Raw genomic sequence first — 17914 nt, 5'->3', positions numbered from 1 at the left:
AGCACGACCGTATCGGCACCGGCCGACGCTCGTGCCGCCGCCCGGAACCGGTCAAAGATGACACGCCTTCAACTATGTGATCTTCACGTGATCTGCGCGGCATTAACTTGTGACAAGTGATCGTCAGCCGATACGTTCACCCACCAGTGCGCTGTGCCGAGCATCATGCGCCGCGCCGGTCAACCCTGTCTCCGAAAGGCCTCTGCATGCTCTCCGGGAACGGTCGACACCGTCGCCCCCGCCAGGCTCCCGCCCTCATCGTCGCGGCCGGTGTGACCGGCTCCGCGATCGCCATCCCGCTCCTCGCCGCCTCCGGCGCGAGCGCCGCCGACGGCGGCAGCACGTGGGACAAGGTGGCGCAGTGCGAGACCGGCGGAGCCTGGAGCCAGGACAGCGGCAACGGCCGCTACGGCGGCCTTCAGCTGAGCCAGGACGACTGGGACACGTACGGCGGTCTCGACTACGCCGCCCGGCCCGACCTGGCCAGCCGCAACCAGCAGATAGCCGTCGCCCAGAAGGTCCTGGCGGACCAGGGCGTGGGCGCCTTCCACACCTGCGGCCTGACCACCGGGCTGAGCAAGGACTCGGACTCGGCGGACATCGACACCGGTGTGCTGGACGGCGGTACCGACTCGTCCGACTCCGGGACGTCCGGCTCCCTCGGTCTGTCCAACTCCTCGGGCAACTCGTCCGATGAGTCCTCTTCGTCGGATTCGTCCGCGGATGCGTCGGCGGACCCGTCCGTCAGTCCGTCCTCGTCGGCCTCCACCGACAAGACGGACAACTCCACCGAATCCGAGACGTCCGCCTCGCCGTCCAAGTCCCCGTCCCACCGCGCCCCGAGCGCCTCGCGGGGGAGTGACGGCTCACGTGCGGACCGGACGAAGACGGATGACTCGGACAACTCCGGGCAGTCCGCGGGCTCTTGGAGCCTGGTCGACACCGGCGCGCTCGGCGGCGGCCGTCACCGTGGCGCGAGCGCCGACGAGACCAAGACCGACGGCGGCGCGGGCGGCACCTACACGGTCCACGCCGGCGACACCCTCGCGTCCATCGCCGACTCCCGTGACGTGAGCGGTGGATGGCGTGCGCTGTACGCCGAGAACAAGAAGGCCATCGGCAGCGACCCGAACCAGATCGTGGCCGGTCAGACCCTGCGACTCGGTAGCGAATAGGGCGAAAACCAACGGGAGTTCACGTCACGCTTCGCTCCGGAATGTCCGGTTTGGTGAAAGTGTGGGATGAGTCTCAGAAGCCCTGATCGTCTTTGAATTTCCGCGGATCGCGTGTCTACGGTCTTCATCGCTCGTCACCACGAGCCCCGTCTGCCGCAACGCCGAATCCTGCCAGCGGCCGTACGGGAACAGTCGTCGCGTCAAGCGCCGTAGGCAGGAGCGGGGGACCCAAGGTAAGTGCCCCACCGGGAAGTTGCCGGTGGCGGCTAGGGGTGTAGCCGTGCCGAGCGAGAGCGAGGCACGACCGGGCAACTCAACCGGCCCGAACCCGACAGCTCACCTCGCAGGCGTCGGTGAGGGGATCAACCATGCTGTTTTCCGGTCAGGGCAAGCACCGTCGTCCTTCCAAGGCCACCCGGGTCGCCGCGTTCGCCGGCATCACCGGTGTCGCCATCGCCGCCCCGCTGATGGCGGCGGGCAACGCCTCCGCCGCGACCGCCTCCGAGTGGGACACGGTCGCCCAGTGCGAGTCGGGCGGCAACTGGTCCATCAACACCGGCAACGGCTACTACGGTGGTCTGCAGTTCTCCGCCTCCACCTGGGCCGCGTACGGCGGCACCGCCTACGCCGCGCAGGCCAACCAGGCCAGCAAGTCGCAGCAGATAGCCGTCGCCGAGAAGGTTCTCGCCGCCCAGGGCAAGGGCGCCTGGCCGGTCTGCGGCACAGGCCTGTCCGGTGCCGCCTACAACGGTGCCGCCGCCTCGAAGCCGAGCACCACCACCCACTCCGACTCGCAGGCCGCCTCCCGCTCCTCCGAGCGCCCGGCCGCGAAGTCGCAGAAGACCCAGAAGACCGTCACCACCCCGACCGGCAAGAAGGTCAAGAAGGGCGACGGCGAGTACAAGGTCGTCAAGGGTGACACCCTGAGCTCCATCGCCACGAAGCACCACGTCGCGGGCGGCTGGTCGAAGCTGTTCAAGCTGAACAAGGACATCGTCCAGGACGCCAACCTGATCTACCCGGGCCAGCAGCTGCACCTCAAGTGACAGCGGGCCGGTAGCCGGACCACAGCGCCCTGACAGCCGTGTCCTCCACCATGGAGGGCACGTGAGGTCCGCCCCCGTCCCCACGGTCTCCCCGCCCCGGTGCGTGTTCCCCCGTACGCACCGGGGCGGGGCTTTTTGTGCCCGCGCGCGCAAGTGCTTCCGTGCCGGTTTTTGTTCCGTTCGGAAACAATTTACTCTCGGTTCTGCTCAAGGGGTGGGCGACCGGCTGGCCGATCGGCCTCGGGCGGTTAGGCTCGTCTCGCAGAGCCACCGCGCTACTGCAGTAGCCGCGTCACATCCAAGAAGGAGATGCTCGTGCCGTCCATCGACGTCGTCGTAGCCCGGGAAATCCTCGACTCGCGAGGGAACCCCACCGTCGAGGTCGAGGTCGGCCTCGACGACGGCAGCACGGGTCGTGCCGCCGTCCCGTCCGGCGCCTCCACGGGTGCCTTCGAGGCCATCGAGCTCCGCGACGGCGACCCCAACCGCTACCAGGGCAAGGGCGTCGAGAAGGCCGTCCTCGCCGTGATCGAGCAGATCGGCCCGGAGCTGGTCGGCTACGACGCCACCGAGCAGCGCCTGATCGACCAGGCGATGTTCGACCTGGACGCCACCGACAACAAGGGCTCGCTCGGCGCCAACGCCATCCTCGGCGTCTCCCTCGCCGTCGCCCACGCCGCCTCCGAGGCCAGCGACCTGCCGCTCTTCCGCTACCTCGGCGGCCCGAACGCGCACCTGCTGCCGGTGCCGATGATGAACATCCTGAACGGCGGCTCGCACGCCGACTCCAACGTGGACATCCAGGAGTTCATGATCGCCCCGATCGGCGCGGAGTCCTTCTCCGAGGCGCTGCGCTGGGGCACCGAGGTCTACCACACCCTCAAGAAGGTGCTGAAGAGCAAGGGCCTGGCCACCGGCCTCGGCGACGAGGGCGGCTTCGCCCCGAACCTCGGCTCCAACCGCGAGGCCCTCGACCTCATCCTCGAGGCCATCAAGGAAGCCGGTTACGCCCCCGGCGAGCAGATCGCCCTCGCGCTCGACGTCGCCGCCTCCGAGTTCTACAAGGACGGCAAGTACCTCTTCGAGGGCAAGGAGCGCTCCGCCGCCGAGATGACGGAGTACTACGAGGAGCTCGTCGCGGCCTACCCGCTCGTCTCCGTCGAGGACCCGCTGTTCGAGGACGACTGGGCCGGCTGGAAGGTCCTCACCGACAAGCTCGGTGACAAGGTCCAGATCGTCGGCGACGACCTGTTCGTCACCAACCCGGAGCGCCTGGCCCGCGGTATCGAGGACGGCGCCGCCAACGCGCTGCTCGTCAAGGTCAACCAGATCGGCTCGCTGACCGAGACCCTGGACGCCGTGGAGCTGGCCCAGCGCAACGGCTTCAAGTGCATGATGTCCCACCGCTCCGGCGAGACCGAGGACGTCACCATCGCCGACCTCGCCGTCGCCACCAACTGCGGCCAGATCAAGACCGGCGCCCCGGCCCGCTCCGAGCGCGTCGCCAAGTACAACCAGCTGCTGCGCATCGAGGAGATCCTCGACGACGCCGCGGTGTACGCCGGCCGCAGCGCGTTCCCCCGCTTCAAGGGCTGAGCACCCCCAAGGTCTGACCCTTCCGGGGTCAAGCCCTAGCCAGTCGTACGTACGTCCCCGTACCGGTCCCGTACCGTGTGCGGGGACGTACGCACGTGTGACCGGGAGGCGCGGACATGGCCGTGAAGGACCGGGACCGGTTCTCGACCGCGACCAGGATCAAGCTGCTCGGCGAGCAGACGGCGGCCCGTGTCTACCGTTCCCAGACCAAGCGGCAGGCCCGCCGCTCGCGTCTGACCGGCCGCGCGGCCCTGCTCGCCCTGGTCGTGTGCTCCCTGGTCGTCGCCCTCGCGTATCCCATAAGGCAGTACGTCTCCCAGCGCTCCCAGATCTCCGATCTCCAGCGGCAGAAGGAGCAGGCCCGGGAGCGGGTCGAGCAGCTGCGCGACCTCAAGGCGCGCTGGCAGGACGACTCCTACGCCGAGCAGCAGATCCGGCAGCGGCTGCACTATGTGATGCCGGGCGAGACGGGCTACGTCGTCATCGACCCGAACGCGGCCAAGCAGTCGCGGTCCGAGCTGGGTGCGGCCGACCGCCCCTGGTACACCAACGTCTGGGACGACGTCGACAAGTCGGACGCCGCCGGCCGGTGAACCGACGCCTCCGACCGGTGCACCGGTGCCCCCTGCCGGTGAACCGCTGAACAAGTAGAAAGACAGGCATGGAAACGCCCCCGCCGCCCACCCCGCGCACCGAGCCCACCGCCGCGGACGTCGAAGCCTTCAAGCAGCAGCTCGGGCGGCCGCCGCGCGGGCTGCGGGCGATCGCGCACCGCTGCCCCTGCGGGCAGCCGGACGTCGTCGAGACCGCGCCGCGGCTGCCCGACGGCACGCCCTTCCCGACGACGTACTACCTGACCTGCCCGCGCGCCGCCTCCGCGATCGGCACGCTGGAGGCCAACGGCGTCATGAAGGAGATGACCGAACGGCTGCAGACCGACCCGGAACTGGCCGCCGCCTACCGCGCCGCGCACGAGGACTACCTCGCGCGCCGCGACGCCATCGAGGTCCTGGAGGGCTTCCCGAGCGCGGGCGGCATGCCGGACCGGGTGAAGTGCCTGCACGTACTGGTCGGCCACTCCCTGGCCGCCGGCCCGGGCGTCAACCCGCTCGGCGACGAGGCCATCGCGATGCTGCCGGAGTGGTGGCGCAAGGGCCCGTGCGTGCAGCCGCTCTCCGCACCCGACCCGGCGGACGAACACCCCGGCGAGGAGGGCGAGGTGGCGGACCCCACCGCGATCCGCAGCGGCTTCTTCGCCCACGCCCCGCTGGTGCCCGCGGGGTTCACCCGGGTCGCCGCCATCGACTGCGGTACGAACTCCATCCGGCTGCTCGTCGCGGACGTGAACCCGGCCGGCGGTGAACTGCTGGAGCTGGACCGGCGCATGACGATCGTGCGGCTCGGCCAGGACGTGGACCGCACCGGCCGGCTGGCCCCGGAGGCGCTGGAGCGGACCTTCGCCGCGTGCCGCCAGTACGCGGAGGTGATCCGTGAACTCGGCGCCGCCAAGGTCCGGTTCGTGGCCACCTCGGCCTCCCGGGACGCCTCGAACCGCGACGACTTCGTCCGCGGCGTCGTGGACATCCTCGGCGTCGAGCCCGAGGTCGTCTCCGGCGAGCAGGAGGCGGAGTACTCCTTCACCGGCGCGACCAAGGAGCTGACCGGCGACGACGGGCCGGCCAGGCCCTATCTCGTCGTGGACATCGGCGGCGGGTCCACCGAGTTCGTCGTGGGCGACGAGCATGTGCGCGGGGCGCGCTCGGTCGACGTCGGCTGCGTCCGGATGACCGAGCGGCACCTCGTCCGGGACGGCGTCGTCACCGACCCGCCCACCGAGGAGCAGATCGCGGCCATGCGGGCCGACATCGAGCGGGCCCTCGACCTCGCCGAGGAGACCGTCCCGTTGCGCGAGGCGCGCACGCTGGTCGGGCTCGCGGGGTCGGTCACCACCGTGTCGGCGATCGCGCAGGAGCTGCCCGAGTACGACTCGGAGCGCATCCACCACTCCCGGGTCCCGCGCGAGAAGGTCCGCGAGATCACCGAGTGGCTGCTGCACTCCACCCACGCCGAGCGCGCGGCCGTCCCCTCCATGCACCCCGGGCGCGTCGACGTCATCGCGGCTGGCGCCCTGGTGCTGCTCTCGATCATGGAGCGGACCGATGCGGAGGAGGTCGTGGTGAGCGAGCACGACATCCTCGACGGCATCGCGTGGTCGGTGGCGTAGGTCTCCTTCGTTACTGATCAGTAGCTCTCGGACGAGCAGGTCGGATAGCGTATGAGCGAGTCCGAGGGGCCTTTCGGGGCCTCTCGGCGACGCGCCGCCGACGAAGTTCGTGAAGTTCTTCACAAGGAATTCCGCCTCGTGGAAGCACGAAAAGCGCCCCGCTTGAGCTTTTCGGGGGTCAACAGGCCCTTGAACGTGTTCAATCGGGGCAGATGAGGGCGTCGTGAGAGGGTCTTCCGGAGGTGTGTTTCGGAGGGCTCACGGCGGTCGCTCAGGGACGGAGAGCCAGCTCACGCGGCATTGACAACGGGACGTACCGCCCCGGCGCACCTCGCCGCGGAATGCCGGATGCAAGGCGGGTCGCGGAGGATAACACAGCCCCTGTCGATGCTTGTGAAGGGGCGCACGAGCCCACCCCCTGAGGCAGGTGGATACTCGATGGCATGAGCACCACGGAGCGTCCCAGGATCCTCGTAGTAGGCGGTGGGTACGTAGGCCTGTACGCAGCTCGGCGCATCCAGAAGAAGATGCGCTACGGCGAGGCGACCGTCACGGTCGTCGACCCCCGGTCGTACATGACCTACCAGCCCTTCCTTCCCGAAACCGCCGCCGGCAACATCTCCCCGCGCCACGTCGTCGTCCCGCTGCGACGCGTGCTGCCGAAGGCGGAGGTTCTCACCGGCCGGGTCACCACCATCGACCAGGACCGCAAGGTCGCCACGATCGCCCCGCTGGTCGGCGAGGCGTACGAGCTGCCCTTCGACTACCTGGTGATCGCGCTCGGCGCGGTCTCCCGCACCTTCCCGATCCCCGGCCTCGCCGAGCAGGGCATCGGCATGAAGGGCATCGAGGAGGCCATCGGCCTGCGCAACCACGTCCTCGAGCAGCTGGACAAGGCCGACTCCACCGATGACGAGGAGATCCGCCGCAAGGCCCTCACCTTCGTCTTCATCGGCGGCGGCTTCGCCGGTGCGGAGACCATCGGTGAGGTCGAGGACCTGGCCCGCGACGCGGCCAAGTACTACAAGAACGTGTCCCGCGAGGACATGCGCTTCATCCTCGTCGACGCCGCCGACAAGATCCTGCCCGAGGTCGGCCCGAAGCTGGGCTCCTACGGCAAGGAGCACCTGGAGAGCCGCGGTGTGGAGATCTACCTCTCCACCTCGATGGACTCCTGCGTCGACGGCCACGTCGTGCTGAAGAACGGCCTCGAGGTCGACTCCAGCACCATCGTCTGGACGGCCGGCGTCAAGCCGAACCCGGTCCTGTCCCGCTACGGCCTGCCGCTCGGCCCCCGCGGTCACGTCGACTGCGCCCCGACCCTCCAGGTCAAGGGCACCGACTACATCTGGGCCGCCGGCGACAACGCCCAGGTCCCGGACCTCGCCGGCCGCAAGGCGGGCAACGAGAACGCCTGGTGCCCGCCGAACGCCCAGCACGCGCTGCGCCAGGCCAAGGTCCTCGGCGACAACGTGATCTCCGGTATGCGGGGCTTCCCGCAGAAGGACTACTCGCACGCCAACAAGGGCGCGGTGGCCGGACTCGGCCTCCACAAGGGCGTCGCGATGATCGTCATGGGCAAGATGAAGATCAAGCTCAAGGGCCGGCTGGCCTGGTACATGCACCGCGGCTACCACGGCATGGCGATGCCGACCTGGAACCGCAAGGTCCGCGTCTTCGCCGACTGGACCCTCGGCATGTTCCTCAAGCGCGAGGTCGTCTCCCTCGGCGCGATGGAGCACCCGCGCGAGGAGTTCTACGAGGCCGCCAAGCCGGTGCCGGCGGCTCAGCCGGAGAAGGCCAGGACCGAGGCCAAGGCTTCCTGACCGCATCGGTCGCCGAACGAACCGAAGGACCTCCCGCCATCCGTGGTGCGGGAGGTCCTTCGGCGTTTCCGGGCGTCGCGCCGACCAAATAGATGGGTACTGCATGCATTTTGCTCACTCGTAACGCGCATGGGGGACTGCGCAAGGCCCCGTCAGGTGTTTACGTGGTGTTGGGACATTCCGGGATCGCTGTCACGGAGGTGTGCGCCATGGCTGACGCCGCGCTGCGGCTGAAGAGCCTCGTCGAACAGTTGCTGGGGGTGCCGTTGCCGGTGCGCATCCGCGCCTGGGACGGTTCGCAGGCGGGGCCGCCGGGTGCACCCGCGCTGGTCGTGCGGAACCGCCGGGCCGTGCGCCGGCTGCTGTGGAAGCCGGGCGAACTGGGCCTGGCCCGGGCCTGGGTGGCCGGCGACCTGGACTTCGAGGGGGATCTCTACACCACCCTCGACCTGATGTCATCGCTGGTGTGGGAGCGCGGCGAGGACTCCAGGACCCTGCTCCAGGCGCTCAGGGACCCGCAGGTGCGCGCCGCCGCGCGCGGCCTGGTGAAGGTGGCCGGGCTGCCGCTGCCGCCCGCCCCGCCGCGCGAGGAGGTCCGCCGGGCCCGCAGGCATCTGCACACCAAGCGCAGCGACAGACGGGCCATCAGCCACCACTACGACGTCGGCAACGACTTCTACGAGATCGTGCTCGGACCCTCCATGGTGTACTCGTGCGCCTACTGGCGGGAGGGCGGCACCCTGGAGGAGGCCCAGCGCGACAAGCTGGAACTCGTCTGCCGCAAGCTCGACCTGACGCCCGGTAAGCGGCTGCTCGACGTCGGCTGCGGCTGGGGTTCCATGGCCATCCACGCGGCACGTGAGCACGGCGTGAGCGTCGTCGCCGTGACGCTCTCCCACGAGCAGGCCGCCTACGCCCGCAAGCGCGTCGCCGACGAGGGGCTGACCGACCGGGTGGAGATCCGGGTGCAGGACTACCGGGACGTCGCCGACGGGCCGTACGACGCCATCTCCTCCATCGGAATGGCCGAACACGTCGGCGCGGAGCGGTACTTGGAGTACGCCCAGGACCTGCACAGCCTGCTGCGCCCCGGCGGGCGGCTGCTCAACCACCAGATCGCCCGCAGGCCGCAGCGCGACGAATCGGCGTACGACGTCGACGAGTTCATCGACGCGTACGTCTTCCCGGACGGTGAGCTCGCCCCGATCGGCACCACCGTCACCCAGCTCGAACGCGCCGGGTTCGAGGTGCGCGACGTCGAGTCGCTCCGTGAGCACTACGCCCTCACCCTGCGCCGCTGGGTCGCCAACCTGGAGGTGGAGTGGGCGCGTGCGATGCGGCTGACCAGCCCGGGGCGCGCCCGCGTCTGGCGGCTGTACATGGCCGCGTGCGCGCTCGCCTTCGAGCGCAACCGCATCGGCATCAACCAGGTGCTGGCCGTGAGGACGCCGGAGGGCGGCGCGTCGGGGATGCCGCTGCGGGCCCGTACGTGGGGTGCGCAGGAGGCGTAGGAGCACGTACGAAGGGGCCCCGTCCGGTGACCGGACGGGGCCCCGACTGCCTTAGGGCTACTCCGACTTGATGGCAGCCAGCATGTTCAGGCGGGCCGCCCGGCGGGCCGGCCACAGGGCCGCGAGGACGCCGACCGCCGCGGCCAGGAGGAGGAAGACCCCCATCCTCGTCCAGGGCAGGACCAGTTCGTACGTCGCCATCTTCGTGCCCAGCAGCTCGCCGGCCGCCCAGCCGAAGAAGACGCCCAGGCCGATGCCGAGCACGCCGCCGAACAGGGAGATCACCAGGGACTCCAGGCGGACCATGCGCTTGATGCCCTTGCGGTCCAGGCCGATCGCGCGGAGCATGCCGATCTCCTGCGAGCGTTCGAAGACCGACATGGCCAGGGTGTTGATGACACCGAGGACCGCGACGATCACCGCCATGGCGAGCAGGCCGTAGAGCATGTTCAGCATCAGCGTGAACATCTTCGCGATGTCGTCGGAGAGGTCCTGCTTGCTCTGGACCTTGATGGCCGGATTGGTGCCGAGGGCCTTCTCCAGCTTGTCCTTGGTCGCGCCGGACGCGCCGTCCGCCGTCTTCACCAGGACCTGCATGTCGCCCGGGTCGGTCATGTGCGGGGTGACGGTGGCGCTGTCGACCAGGATGCCCCGGATGAGCTCGTTGCCCTCGTACACCCCGGAGACCGTCAGGGGAGTCGACTTCCCGTCCTCGTAGTGCGCGGTGAAGCTCGAACCCTCCTTCCAGCCATGGGACTTGGCCGTGTCCTCGTCCACGACGACCTGACTGCCGCCCACCTTGAAGGCGCCGTTGTCCACCTTCAGGTCGGTGAGCTTCGCGATCGCCGCGCCGTTCACGCCGGTCAGGGACTCGCCCGTGCCGTCGACGCGTGAGTAGACGTTGCGCAGGGGGCTGGTGGCGGTCACCTCGCCGGTGGCGTTCAGCTTCTTGTCGACGTCCGGCGAGAGCTCGTTGCCGTTCGCCATGGAGACCACGTAGTCGGCCCTGATGGCGGACGACGCCATCTTGTCGATGGACTTCTGCAGGCTGCCCGCCATCACCGTCATACCGGTGATGAGGGTGAGCCCGATCATGAGCGCGGAGGCGGTGGCCGCCGTGCGGCGCGGGTTGCGCACCGAGTTCTGCCGGGCCAGCTTGCCCGAGATGCCGAAGACCCTGAGGACCGGCGCCGCGGCCGCGATCAGCGGGCGGGACAGCAGCGGCGTGAGGATGAAGACGCCGATGATGAGCAGGACCGCGCCGAGCCCCATGGGGGCCTGGCCGTCCGAGCCGTCCATGGTGGTGGCCGCGAGGACCACCGCGATGCCCGCGGCGCTGAACAGCGCGCCCAGCGTGTTGCGCAGCACCAGCGACTTGGTCGTCGCCTTCGCGTGGACGCTGCTCATCGCCGCGACCGGCGGGATCTTCGCGGCGCGGCGGCCGGGCAGCCATGCCGCGAGCATGGTGATGACGACGCCGACCGCGAGGGCCGCCGCGACCGTGCCCGGCGTGATGATGAGCGGGCCGTCGGGCACGCTGCCGCCCAGCGTGCCCATCAGGGAGCGCAGGCCGGCGCCGATGCCGATGCCCGCGACCAGTCCGGTGACGCCGGCGACCACACCCACCACGAACGCCTCGATCAGCACCGACCGGGTCACCTGGCGGCGCGAGGCGCCGACGGCGCGCAGCAGCGCGAGCTCCTTGGTGCGCTGGGCGACCAGCATGGTGAAGGTGTTGGCGATGATGAACGTGCCGACGAAGAGGGCGATGCCCGCGAAGACCAGCAGGCCCTGCTTCAGCCCGCTCATCGACGAGGAGATCTGCTCGGCCTGGTCGGCGGCGAGCTTCTGGCCGGTGGTGGTCTCCACCAGCTTCGTGCCGAGTGCCTTGTCCAGCCCGGCCTTCAGCGCGGTCTGGGAGGTGCCGGCGGCGGCCTTCACGTCGATCTCGTCGTACGTGCCGGGCTTGCCGAACAACTTCTGGGCGGTGGCCGTGTCGTACAGGGCGAGGCTTCCGCCCGCGGCGACGTTGCCGTCGTCGGTGGTGAAGATGCCGCTGATCGTCGGGGTGAGGACCGGGCCGTCGACGGAGAGGCGGACCTTGTCGCCGACCTCGTACCCGGCGCGCTCGGCCGTCTTCGCGTCGATGGCGACCTGGTTCGCGCCGTGCGGCGCGCTGCCGGACTTCAGCGGGTACCGGGCGTCCTTGCCGCCCCAGTAGTTGCCGCCCTGCGACTGGAAGCCGCGGCCGATGAGCTTGCCGTCCTTGCCGGCGATGGCGGTGAAGCCGCTGACGACGCCGACGGTGTTCGCCGCGCCCGGCACCTTCGCGCTCCTGTCGAGCATGGCCTGGGTCAGCTCGGGCGTCTCGCTGATCGTGTTGCCCTTGTCCTCCTGGGACTTGGCCCGGACGGCGACGTCGACCTGGTCGAAGCCCTTGGCCGAACTGTTCTGGAAGGCGTCGGAGATGGTGTTGGTGAAGACCAGCGTCCCGGACACGAACGCCACGCCGAGCATCACGGCGAGCACGGTCATCAGGAGCCGGGCCTTGTGCGCAAGGACGTTGCGCAGGGCGGTGCGGAACATCAGCTCGTACGGCCCTTCGCGTCGAACTGCTTCATGAAGTCCAGGACGGTCTCGGCGGTCGGCTGGTACATCTCGTCGAGGATCCGGCCGTCCGCGAGGAACACCACCCGGTCCGCGTACGCCGCCGCCACCGGGTCGTGGGTCACCATGACCACCGTCTGCCCCAACTCCCGTACGGAGTTGCGCAGGAAGCCGAGGACCTCGGCGCCGGCCCGGGAGTCGAGGTTTCCGGTCGGCTCGTCGCCGAAGATGATGTCGGGCCTGGAGGCGAGCGCGCGGGCCACGGCCACGCGCTGCTGCTGGCCGCCGGAGAGCTGGGCGGGGCGGTGACCGAGGCGGTCCTTGAGCCCGATCATCCGGATCACCGTCTCCAGCCACTGCTTGTCGGGTTTGCGGCCCGCGATGTCCATCGGGAGGGTGATGTTCTCCAGGGCGGTCAGCGTCGGCAGCAGGTTGAACGCCTGGAAGATGAAGCCGATCTTGTCCCGGCGCAACTTGGTGAGCTGCTTGTCCTTGAGGGAGCCGAGCTCGGTGTCGCCGATGCGGACGGAGCCGGAGGAGAAGGTGTCGAGGCCGGCCACGCAGTGCATCAGCGTGGACTTGCCCGACCCCGAGGGGCCCATGATCGCGGTGAACTCGGCCTGGTGGAAGTCGACGGAGACCCGGTCGAGGGCGACCACCTGGGTCTCGCCCTGACCGTAGATCTTCGACAGGTCCGTGGCGCGTGCGGCCACGGTGGCGGTGGCCCGGCCGGCGGCGACGGGTGTGGTGGTCACGGGCAAGAACTCCTCGCGGGACGACATCATGAAGGGGACGTGTTCCATGGTGGCCGCCGTGCAGGCCCGTGTAGTCAGCCGCTGTTCCGGTTCCTGGGGGCGACTCGGGTCGGACCCGCCGCCGCGTAGTCATACCTGGGGATGACGGGGACCCCTGACTCCGCCGCCCGGGCGGGTGCGCGTCGAGAACCGGTGGAGCACCCTCGTTCGGGCGGTGAAATTCCGTCATTCCGCATGCGCCACGAACCGTCGCACGCAAGGCTATTGGCAAGTGCTGATGGCTCGTACCGCGGGCTGATGCACCCTCAGACGTCAATAAAATAAGACAACATCGGTCCGCCGATCGGCTGTTCGGGGGATGTATCCCGATAGGCTCGGAGCGCTCGGAACGGAGCCCATGGCCTGCCCGGATGGTGGAATGCAGACACGGCGAGCTTAAACCTCGCTGCCCCTTCGCGGGCGTGCCGGTTCAAGTCCGGCTCCGGGCACCACCACACCCACGGGACGAAGCGTTCCGTGGCGGGCCGTCACCCTTCGTACACGGTGAGGACGGCGCCGTCGACTTCTATCCGGCGGCCGGGGCGCAGCCCCCCGCGCAGTTTCTCCAGACAGCTGTGGAACAGCTCCAGTTCCTCGGCGTCCAGGATCGCGGCGGCCAGATCCACGAGTTCGGCCACCGCCCGGTCGGTGAGGACCTCGGGCAGTTCGCCCGAGAGCAGGACGACCGATTGGCCGGCCGGTCCGCGGACCACGGCCGTGGCCGGTCCGCCATGCACGAACAACACACTTCCCCCCAGGGGCCCGGCGTGGTCGTGGGGCGGCTCACGCTTCTCGGGCAGGACGAGAGACTAGCTGGGGATCTCTGTGCTTTCGGGCGAGTTGAAATCTTTTTCCGAATTGACGGAAGTCGATGGTCCGGGGGCCGTTCGGTGCCCGTCGGAGCTCGCCGGCCGGTGCATGTCGGCTCGTGGCCGTCACTTCTTCGGGCTGTGCGGGGCCGGGCGGTCCAGCAGGGACTCCACCAGGGCGGCCACGTGCCGGCGGTCGTCGGCCGAGAGTCTCTGGACGCTGGCGATGAGCAGGTCGACCTCGGGGTCGGCGGCGCCGGTGTCCGCGCCGGCGGTGTCCGGGCTGCCGTAGACGTGGATGCCGCATGCCTCTGCCGCGGCGCGGCGCACCGTGTCCAACGGGAGTTCCAGTCCCTTGGACAGTCCCTCCAGGGTGGCGGACTGGGGCATGCGGACGACGCGTTCGGCGGTGGCGAGGTGGTGGACGGTGGAGCGCGGGACGCCGCCGCGGCGAGCGACATTGCCGTAGGACCAGCCCTTGCGCTCGAGGCGGTCATGGATCAACTGCTGCAGTGCGTTGGCCACGGGTGGGTCACTTCCTGCTGGCTGTGTCGGTAAGACCGTCCATGTCGGAGCCGATTCTACGGTCGGGGCCCGGGGGTGCCGGAAGGGTGATTCCCCGAACGGGTTGCGCAGCCTCCCCGCGAGGCTCTAGTGTCCAATCTCGTTGGACAAGCCGTCCGACCAGATTGGACAGAGTCCGGGGGGAACCTGACGCTGTCTGATCGGAAACGCCCATCCCTGAGGGGGAATTGAAATGATGGACGCCAACGAGCTTGAGGCCGAGTCCGCGGAGCTGCTGCCGGGCCGTGAGGCCCTGGGCCGGCTGAAGTTCAGCTTCGGCAAGACGGTCAACGTGACCAAGCACGTCGCCCACATCTCGGCGCACAACGAGTCCGCGGCCCTCAACAACCACTCCTCGTGGTCCGTGGCCGACTCCGGCGCCGCCCAGAACATCATCGTCCAGCAGTAACGCTCGCGCTCCATCTCCCCACCAACCCAGTAACACCGAAAGGACATCCGTCATGAGCATGGACATGCGCGAGCTGGACACCGAGAGCGCGGAGCTGCTGCCGGGCCGTGAGGCCCTGGGTCGGCTGAAGTTCAGCTTCGGCAAGACGGTCAACGTGACCAAGCACGTCGCCCACATCTCGGCGCACAACGAGTCCGCGGCCCTCAACGACCACTCCTCGTGGTCGGACGCCCAGTCGCAGGCCGTGCAGAACATCACCGTCCAGCAGTAGCGGCACCCGCCACCGAGGCGGGCAGGGGGCGGACCGGGTGTACCTGACGGGCCGGTCCGCCCCCACGGCGCCATCCGGGGGGAACCCGCCGTGCTTCCGGGGGGAGCGGCGGGGCCGGGGGAGGCGCCGAGGACTCTGGGGGGAGACCACGCATGACAGTGCTCGGCAATGGCCCGACGGCGCTGTACGACACCGGGCCGGTGCCCGGACCCGGCGGCTGGCCGGTGACCTACGAGCAGGTCGCGACGGGCAAGCTGCCCGTCGTCGAACAGCCGCCGGAACCGGCCCCGCGGCTCAGCGCCGGGCTGCAACTGCACGGCGAGTACCAGGGATCGGGATTCACCGAGCCCCGGTACATCGCCCGTCGGGGGGACGGGCAGGTCGTGCAGCTCTCCCGGCTGCTGTACCTGGTGGCGTCGAGCATCGACGGCGTCCGCGACGCCGAGACGATCGCCCACCGGGTCAGCGCGCGGTTCGGCCGCGAGGTCAGCGGCGACAACATTCGCTACCTGGTGGAGAACAAGCTCCAGCCGCTCGGCGTGACGGTGCCCGCCGGCCAGGAGGACGACGAGGTCGACGCCCCGCGCTCCGACCTGCTGCTCGCCCTCAAGGGCCACCGGGTCATCTTCAACGAGAAGCGGACGGCGCGGATCGCCGCCGCCTTCGCCTGGCTGCACCGGCCGGCCGTCGTCGTGGCCGTCCTGCTGTCGGCCGTGGCCATGGACGTGTGGCTGTTCGGCTTCTTCGGGGCGATCGAGCCGGTCCTGCAGGTCCTCGACCAGCCGGTGCTGATCCTCCTCGTCTTCGTGCTGACGGTGGCCTCGCTCGTCTTCCACGAGTTCGGCCACGCCTCCGCCTGCAAGTACGGCGGGGCCCGGCCGGGGTGCATCGGCTGCGGGCTGTTCCTCATCTGGCCGTCGATGTACACCGACGTGACGGACGTCTACCGGATCGGGCGGGGCGGCCGCATCCGCACCGACCTGGGCGGGGTGTACTTCAACGTCGTCTTCATGCTGGCCATGGCCGGGGCGTACTTCGCGACCGGGATGCAGTTCTTCCTGGCCGCGGTGTACCTCGGGCACTTCGAGATCCTCGAGCAGCTCATGCCGGCCGTCCGGCTGGACGGCTACTACATCCTGGGCGACCTCGCCGGGGTACCCGACCTCTACGGCAAGATCAAGCCAATCCTGCTGAGCCTGCTGCCGGGCGCCAAGTGGACGTCGGCACGCCGGGAGGTCGCGGGGCTGAAGAAGTCGGCCCGGCGCATCGTCGCCGCATGGGTGCTGACGATGGTGCCGCTGATCGTCGGCGAGCTGGGCTACGCGCTGTGGAACCTGCCGCGCATCCTGGCCACGATGACGCGGTCGCTGACCGAGCAGATCGCCGGTACGGGGGCCGCGTTCGGGGACGGGCGGATCGCCGAGGGGTTCGTCGGGGTGATCGGCTGCGTGATGCTGCTGTGCCCCATGGCGGGTGTCGTCTATCTGTCCGTGAAGCTGGGCGGCCGTCTCTTCCGCGCCGCGAAGCGCTCCACGGCCGGCCGGCCCCGCCTGCGGATCGTGGTGTGCGCGCTCGCGCTGGCAGGCCTGACCGGGCTCAGCTACGCGTGGGTGTCCGGGATGACTCCGAAGCCGCTGCCGAAGCAGCCGCCGATCGCCCCGATCCTGCAGCCGGGCGTGTCCACGGAGCCTCCGGGCCCCCAGGACGCCTCGACGCCGGGCGGGCGCGGCTCGCACGACTCCTCCGGCATCGGCGCCTCACTGTCGCCGTCGGCGTTGCCCGGCGCGTCCGGACTGCACGGCAGTCCTTCGCCGGGAGCGTCGGGCAGCGCGTCCGCCGCGGCCTCGACGTCGCCCTCGGCCTCGAAGCCGGCCAGGCCGGGCGGGAGCTCGTCGTCGTCCAGGACGGACGGTCCGGTGACCGGTCCGAGCCCGACCGCGTCCACCCCCGGCGGCGGCCCGTCCGGCCCGCCGTCCTCGCCGACCCCCTCGGAGAGCGTGCCGTCCTCACCCACCGAGGCCCCCTCGTCGCCACCGGCCAGCGCCTCGCCGGCGGCGACCTGAGGGTCGCCTCCGTGGCCCGCGCGGGGTGGACGTCCCCGCACGGCCACGGCGGCGAAACCGACGGCACGGCGGGCTCCGGGCGGGGGCGCGCGGGGCGTCGGGCGGCTGGGCCCGGGGTCCGTACGCCGGCTCGGTGCGGCGGCTTGGGGACGGGCCGCCGCACCGGCTTCACGGCACAGGCCCCGCACCCCTCCCGCCGCGGTTCCCGGAGCCGGTCGGCGCGGCCCCTCGGGGCTCGCTCACCGGCACCGCCTCCGTCTCACACAGTCCGTACCCGATCCATCCAGCGAGGAGATCAGATCCCTTGAGCAGCCATCGAAAAGCACGACCAGCCAGCAACCCGTTGACCCGCCGGGCCCTCGGCATAGGCCTGTTCGCCGCCGGCGTGGCCGGCGCCGCGACCGCCGTGCCGGCGCAGGCCGCGAGCGGGGTGACCCATGCCGCCGTCGTCTCGGACCACGTCTTCAGCCACGTCGACCGGGCGCACCACACGCAAGCCCGCGACTCGTTCACGGTCCGCCAGTTCGGCACGGTGAACGCCGCCGGCGTCCGCAACCAGGCCAACGCCGTCTCGGCCGGCTGCTCGGCCGACGACGCCTGCCGCTCGGTGGCGCTGTCCTTCCAGATCGTCACCGTCGCCGGCGAGCACACGCACCTGCGGGCCGTGAACCTCAGCGACGCCGCCAACAAGGAGTGCACCGGCTGCCAGACGCTGGCCGGCGCCTACCAGTTCGTGGTCTCCACGCCCCGGCCCCTCACCCTGGACGCCGAGGCCCAGCGCAAGCTGGCCGACATCCACACCCGGCTGGACGCGCTGACCAGGTCCTCCCTGTCCGCGGCCGACCTGAAGAAGCAGGCCGACGGTTTGGCCGCCGAGGTCAACGCGGTCCTGAAGGACGCCGTGGCCGGCGCCCCGAAGGGCGACGGGCAGCCCGACGTCACCCTTCACCGGCACCTGGACGGCTGGCCGCCGGCCGCCTGACCCGCAGGACGCCGACCGCCGCGCCGACCCCGGAGGC

The 17914-nt window shown here is 70.2% G+C and carries 15 protein-coding genes, 1 tRNA gene, 1 pseudogene and 1 riboswitch; of the genes and pseudogenes, 13 read left to right on the top strand and 4 right to left on the bottom strand.

Annotated features, from left to right (window positions below):
• Window positions 1-206: 206 nt before the first annotated feature.
• From ACIBN2_RS20555 to ACIBN2_RS20520, 8 genes and pseudogenes are all read left to right on the top strand, one after another.
• Window positions 207-1175: a transglycosylase family protein gene (locus tag ACIBN2_RS20555; RefSeq protein ID WP_399135929.1), complete on the top strand. Its 969-nt coding sequence runs from the start codon at window positions 207-209 to the stop codon at window positions 1173-1175.
• A gap of 195 nt (window positions 1176-1370) precedes the next feature.
• Window positions 1371-1540: riboswitch (cyclic di-AMP (ydaO/yuaA leader) on the top strand.
• Between the two features lie 3 nt (window positions 1541-1543).
• Window positions 1544-2221: a transglycosylase family protein gene (locus tag ACIBN2_RS20550; protein WP_399135928.1), complete on the top strand. Its 678-nt coding sequence runs from the start codon at window positions 1544-1546 to the stop codon at window positions 2219-2221.
• 309 nt (window positions 2222-2530) lie between these two features.
• On the top strand, window positions 2531-3817 hold the full coding sequence (gene eno / locus ACIBN2_RS20545; RefSeq protein WP_399135927.1) for a phosphopyruvate hydratase: 1287 nt from the start codon (window positions 2531-2533) through the stop codon (window positions 3815-3817).
• Window positions 3818-3933: 116 nt separating this feature from the next.
• Entirely contained in the window at window positions 3934-4410 is a 477-nt protein-coding gene (locus tag ACIBN2_RS20540) for a septum formation initiator family protein (protein WP_399135925.1), read from the top strand.
• Window positions 4411-4478: 68 nt separating this feature from the next.
• Window positions 4479-4880 (top strand): annotated as a pseudogene (locus ACIBN2_RS20535) (DUF501 domain-containing protein); the annotation flags it as partial.
• Between the two features lie 207 nt (window positions 4881-5087).
• A complete protein-coding gene (locus ACIBN2_RS20530) occupies window positions 5088-6041 on the top strand; it encodes an exopolyphosphatase (protein ID WP_399136677.1) in 954 nt (317 codons plus the stop codon).
• 443 nt (window positions 6042-6484) lie between these two features.
• On the top strand, window positions 6485-7867 hold the full coding sequence (locus ACIBN2_RS20525) for an NAD(P)/FAD-dependent oxidoreductase (protein WP_399135923.1): 1383 nt from the start codon (window positions 6485-6487) through the stop codon (window positions 7865-7867).
• Window positions 7868-8076: 209 nt separating this feature from the next.
• A complete protein-coding gene (locus tag ACIBN2_RS20520) occupies window positions 8077-9378 on the top strand; it encodes a class I SAM-dependent methyltransferase (protein ID WP_399135921.1) in 1302 nt (433 codons plus the stop codon).
• Between the two features lie 57 nt (window positions 9379-9435).
• On the opposite strand, the gene ACIBN2_RS20515 is transcribed toward ACIBN2_RS20520, so the two are convergent.
• Window positions 9436-11964 carry an ABC transporter permease gene (locus tag ACIBN2_RS20515; RefSeq protein WP_399135919.1) on the bottom strand — a complete coding sequence of 843 codons (2529 nt, stop codon included), beginning with the start codon at window positions 11962-11964 and terminating at the stop codon, window positions 9436-9438.
• Complete coding sequence (locus ACIBN2_RS20510; RefSeq protein WP_399136676.1) at window positions 11964-12767, bottom strand: ABC transporter ATP-binding protein; 804 nt, start codon at window positions 12765-12767, stop codon at window positions 11964-11966. The genes ACIBN2_RS20515 and ACIBN2_RS20510 overlap by 1 nt, the downstream gene beginning before the upstream one ends.
• Window positions 12768-13144: 377 nt before the next feature.
• Between ACIBN2_RS20510 and ACIBN2_RS20505 the strand changes: the two genes are divergently transcribed.
• Window positions 13145-13231 (top strand) — tRNA-Leu (locus ACIBN2_RS20505).
• Window positions 13232-13267: 36 nt separating this feature from the next.
• Here ACIBN2_RS20505 and ACIBN2_RS20500 read toward each other — a convergent pair.
• A complete protein-coding gene (locus tag ACIBN2_RS20500) occupies window positions 13268-13516 on the bottom strand; it encodes a hypothetical protein (protein ID WP_399135917.1) in 249 nt (82 codons plus the stop codon).
• A gap of 198 nt (window positions 13517-13714) precedes the next feature.
• Complete coding sequence (locus ACIBN2_RS20495; protein WP_399135915.1) at window positions 13715-14113, bottom strand: transcriptional regulator; 399 nt, start codon at window positions 14111-14113, stop codon at window positions 13715-13717.
• 232 nt (window positions 14114-14345) lie between these two features.
• Between ACIBN2_RS20495 and ACIBN2_RS20490 the strand changes: the two genes are divergently transcribed.
• The 4 genes from ACIBN2_RS20490 to ACIBN2_RS20475 all read left to right on the top strand — a co-directional run bounded on the left by ACIBN2_RS20490 (window position 14346) and on the right by ACIBN2_RS20475 (window position 17877).
• Window positions 14346-14561: a hypothetical protein gene (locus ACIBN2_RS20490; RefSeq protein WP_399135913.1), complete on the top strand. Its 216-nt coding sequence runs from the start codon at window positions 14346-14348 to the stop codon at window positions 14559-14561.
• A gap of 52 nt (window positions 14562-14613) precedes the next feature.
• Window positions 14614-14832, top strand: a complete 219-nt coding sequence (locus ACIBN2_RS20485; protein ID WP_399135911.1) for a hypothetical protein — start codon at window positions 14614-14616, stop codon at window positions 14830-14832.
• 152 nt (window positions 14833-14984) lie between these two features.
• On the top strand, window positions 14985-16895 hold the full coding sequence (locus tag ACIBN2_RS20480; RefSeq protein WP_399135909.1) for a hypothetical protein: 1911 nt from the start codon (window positions 14985-14987) through the stop codon (window positions 16893-16895).
• Window positions 16896-17199: 304 nt separating this feature from the next.
• On the top strand, window positions 17200-17877 hold the full coding sequence (locus tag ACIBN2_RS20475) for a hypothetical protein (protein ID WP_399135907.1): 678 nt from the start codon (window positions 17200-17202) through the stop codon (window positions 17875-17877).
• Window positions 17878-17914 lie beyond the last annotated feature (37 nt).

This window comes from Streptomyces sp. NPDC050534, assembly GCF_044457745.1.
GTDB lineage: Bacteria > Actinomycetota > Actinomycetes > Streptomycetales > Streptomycetaceae > Streptomyces.
This window is presented reverse-complemented; position numbering and strand designations above follow the sequence as displayed.